Source organism: Pseudokineococcus marinus, assembly GCF_013004605.1.
Lineage (GTDB): Bacteria > Actinomycetota > Actinomycetes > Actinomycetales > Quadrisphaeraceae > Pseudokineococcus > Pseudokineococcus marinus.
In genome coordinates this window covers 1-3,269 of sequence record NZ_JABEMA010000321.1, presented here as the reverse complement: position 1 = coordinate 3,269, position 3,269 = coordinate 1, and the positions used below count along the sequence as shown (strand labels likewise).

The window sequence follows — 3,269 nt, the reverse complement described above, 5'->3', positions numbered from 1 at the left end:
GGGCTCGTGCTCACGGGCACGAGTGTGCCCGGCGCCCGGCGGGGACCGTCGCCCGCCCGCTCTAGGCTCGCCGCATGGACGCCCGCACGACCGCTCCCGGCCCCTCCGGCCCCCTGCTGCTGCTCGACGCGGCGTCGATGTACTTCCGCGCCTACCACGGCATCCCCGACTCGGTGGCGGCCCCCGACGGCACGCCCGTCAACGCCCTGCGCGGCTTCCTCGACATGACCGCCCGCCTCGTCGCCGACCGCCGCCCCGGCGGCCTCGTGGCGTGCTGGGACGACGACTGGCGGCCGCAGTGGCGCGTCGACGCCGTCCCCTCCTACAAGGCGCACCGGGTGGCGGCGGACGGCGGGGAGGACGCCCCGCGGACGCTGGGCCCGCAGGTGCCCGTCATCGCCGAGGCCCTCGCCGCCGTCGGCGTCCCGCGCGTCGGGGCGCCGGGCTGCGAGGCGGACGACGTCATCGGCACCCTGGCGACGCGGGCGGTCGCCGCGGGGCGGGCGGTGGAGGTGGTCACGGGCGACCGCGACCTCTTCCAGCTCGCCGGTCGGGCGGGTGCGCCCTCCGACGGGGACGGGGGCGGTGACGTCCTCGTCCTCTACACCTCCCGGGGCATCCGCGACCTCGAGCTCGTCGACGGCCCGCGCCTGCGGGAGCGCTACGGCGTCGCCGACGGCGACCGCTACGCCGACCTGGCCGTCCTGCGCGGCGACGCCAGCGACGGGCTGCCGGGGGTCCCGGGCGTCGGGGAGAAGACGGCGGCGACGCTGCTGGAGCGCTTCGGGGACCTCGACGGCGTCCGGGCGGCCGTCCGCGACCGCGACCCCTCCCTGCGCCCGGCGCAGCTGGCGCGCCTGGCCGAGGCCGCCGACTACCTCGACGCCGCGCCCGCCGTCGTGCGGGTGCTGCGCGACGCCGACCTGCCCGAGCACGACGACGCCCTGCCCGCCGAGGTGGCCGACCCGGCGGCGGTCACCGCGCTCGCCCGGCGCTACGGCGTCGCCTCGAGCCTGCGCCGCCTGCTCGTGGCCCTCGGCCTGCCGACCGACGCCGTGCGCGACGAGGTCGTCGGGCGCCGCTGAGGGGCGCTCGGCGGGCGCCCTCCCCGGGACGGGCGCCCCGGACCGTGCCCCGCGGGCTCAGGCCACGACGGAGTAGGCGACGACCCCGCGGCGGACCCGGTCGACGGCGTCCAGCGCCGCCCGGCGCAGGTCCCCGTCGTCCCCGGCGGCGCCCGCCACCTGGTCGAGCAGGTCGACCGTCTGCTTGCACCAGCGGACGAAGTCGCCGGCGCCCAGCTCCATCCCGGCGGCCTCCTCGAGGACGGCCGACAGCGTCGCGCCCTGCGCCCAGCGGTGCATCGGCAGCGCGAGGCCGACGTCGGGCGCCGACGTCGGCGCGAGGCCGTGGGCGCGCTCGCGGTCCTCGAGGTCGGACCACAGGCCGACGACCTGCGCCAGCGCACGGCCGACGGCGCCGGGGGGCGTGCGGGGGCCGGTGCCGACCTCCTCGCGGCGCGCCTCGAAGACGAGCGCGGAGGCGACGGCCGCGAGCCCGGCGCCGTCGAGGCCCGCGAGCACGCCCTCGCGCAGGCACTGCGCGACGAGGAGGTCCTTCTCGGCGTAAACCCGCTTGAGGCGGCGCCCGGCGTCGGTGACCTGCACCTCGTCGGCCTCGCCCCCCGGGAGCCGGTCGGCGGCGCGGCTCCCGTCGGGCTGGGGCTCCTCCTCCTCGCGCGGCACCGGCTGCAGGTAGCCGAGCTCGAGGAGCAGGTCGCAGACCTTGTCGAAGGTGCGGGCGATGCCGCTCGTGCGGCCCTCGATGCGCCGCACGAGCCCGTCGGTCTCGCCGCGCAGGCGCGACCAGCGCTCGGCCCACCGGGCGTGCTGCTCGCGGTCGGGGCAGCCGTGGCAGGGGTGCTGGCGCAGCCGGCGCCGCAGCCCGTCGAGCGTCTCCTGGACGGCCTCGTCCCGGCCCCGGCCTCCGCCCGACCGGCCCCCGGACCGGCCGCCCGACCGGCCCCCGCCGCGGACCTCGTCGCGCGCGGCGTGCCGGGCGTCGGCGAGCGCCGAGCGCATCGACCCCGCGAGGTCGCGCCGCGCCCCGGCGTCGCGGGCGTTGAAGTCGTGGCGCACGCGCACCCGCGCGAGCACCTCGACGGCGCCCGGCACCTCGTGCAGGGACAGGCGGCGCACCTCGCGCTCCTCGGTGAGGACCGTGGGGCGCGGCCCCTCGAGGCCGCCGGCGGTGCCGGGGTCGAGCACGACCGCCGTCCCGGCGCGGCGGCCGGCGGGCACGCGCACGACGTCGCCGACGCTCAGGCCCTCCAGGGAGTCGAGCACCTCGGCGCGGCGGCGGCGGGACGCCTCCCGGCTGCCCTCCTTCTCGAGCTCGCCGACGCGGCGCCGCAGCGCCGCGTACTCGGCGAAGTCGCCGAGGTGGCACTGCATCGCCTCGGCGTAGCCGTCGAGCGCCTCCTCCTGGCTGCGCGCGCGCCGGGCCAGGCCCACGACGGCGCGGTCGGCCTGGAACTGGGCGAAGGACGTCTCGAGCACCTCGCGGGCCCGGGCCCGGCCCACGGTGTCGACGAGGTTGACCGCCATGTTCGACGTCGGCCGGAAGCTCGAGCGCAGCGGGTACAGCCGCCGGCTGGCGAGACCGGCGACGGCCTCCGGGTCCAGACCCGGCTGCCAGAGGACGACGGCGTGGCCCTCGACGTCGATGCCCCGGCGACCGGCGCGGCCGGTGAGCTGGGTGTACTCCCCCGGCGTGATGTCGGCGTGGGACTCGCCGTTGTACTTGACGAGCTTCTCGAGGACGACCGAGCGCGCCGGCATGTTGATGCCGAGCGCGAGGGTTTCCGTCGCGAAGACGGCCTTGACGAGCCCGCGGCTGAAGAGGTCCTCGACGACCTCCTTGAAGCGGGGCAGCAGGCCCGCGTGGTGGGCGGCGACGCCGCGGCTCAGCCCCTCGAGCCAGTCCCAGTAGCCGAGCACGGCGAGGTCGGTGTCGGGGATGTCGGCGCACGCGGCCTCGACGACGCGGCGCACCTCCTGGCGCTCCTCGGGCGTCGTCAGCCGGAGCCCGGCCGCGAGGCACTGGCGCACGGCGGCGTCGCACCCGGCGCGGCTGAAGACGAAGGTGATGGCGGGCAGCAGGTCCGCGTCGTCGAGGGCGGCGACGACGTGCGCCCGGCTCGGGGCGCGCTGGGAGGACGGCGGCGCGGCCTGGCCCCGGGGCCGGTGCGGGGGGTACCCGCCGCGACG

2 protein-coding genes are annotated in these 3,269 nt (G+C 78.8%); one reads left to right on the top strand and one right to left on the bottom strand.

The features are described from left to right. The first annotated feature begins 74 nt into the window (after nucleotides 1-74). A complete protein-coding gene (locus HLB09_RS14740; RefSeq protein WP_171204087.1) occupies nucleotides 75-1,085 on the top strand; it encodes a 5'-3' exonuclease in 1,011 nt (336 codons plus the stop codon). Between the two features lie 57 nt (nucleotides 1,086-1,142). Here the strand turns inward: HLB09_RS14740 and HLB09_RS14735 are convergent. Further along, a partial coding sequence (locus HLB09_RS14735; RefSeq protein ID WP_171204086.1) for a DEAD/DEAH box helicase occupies nucleotides 1,143-3,269 on the bottom strand: 2,127 nt, incomplete at its 5' end.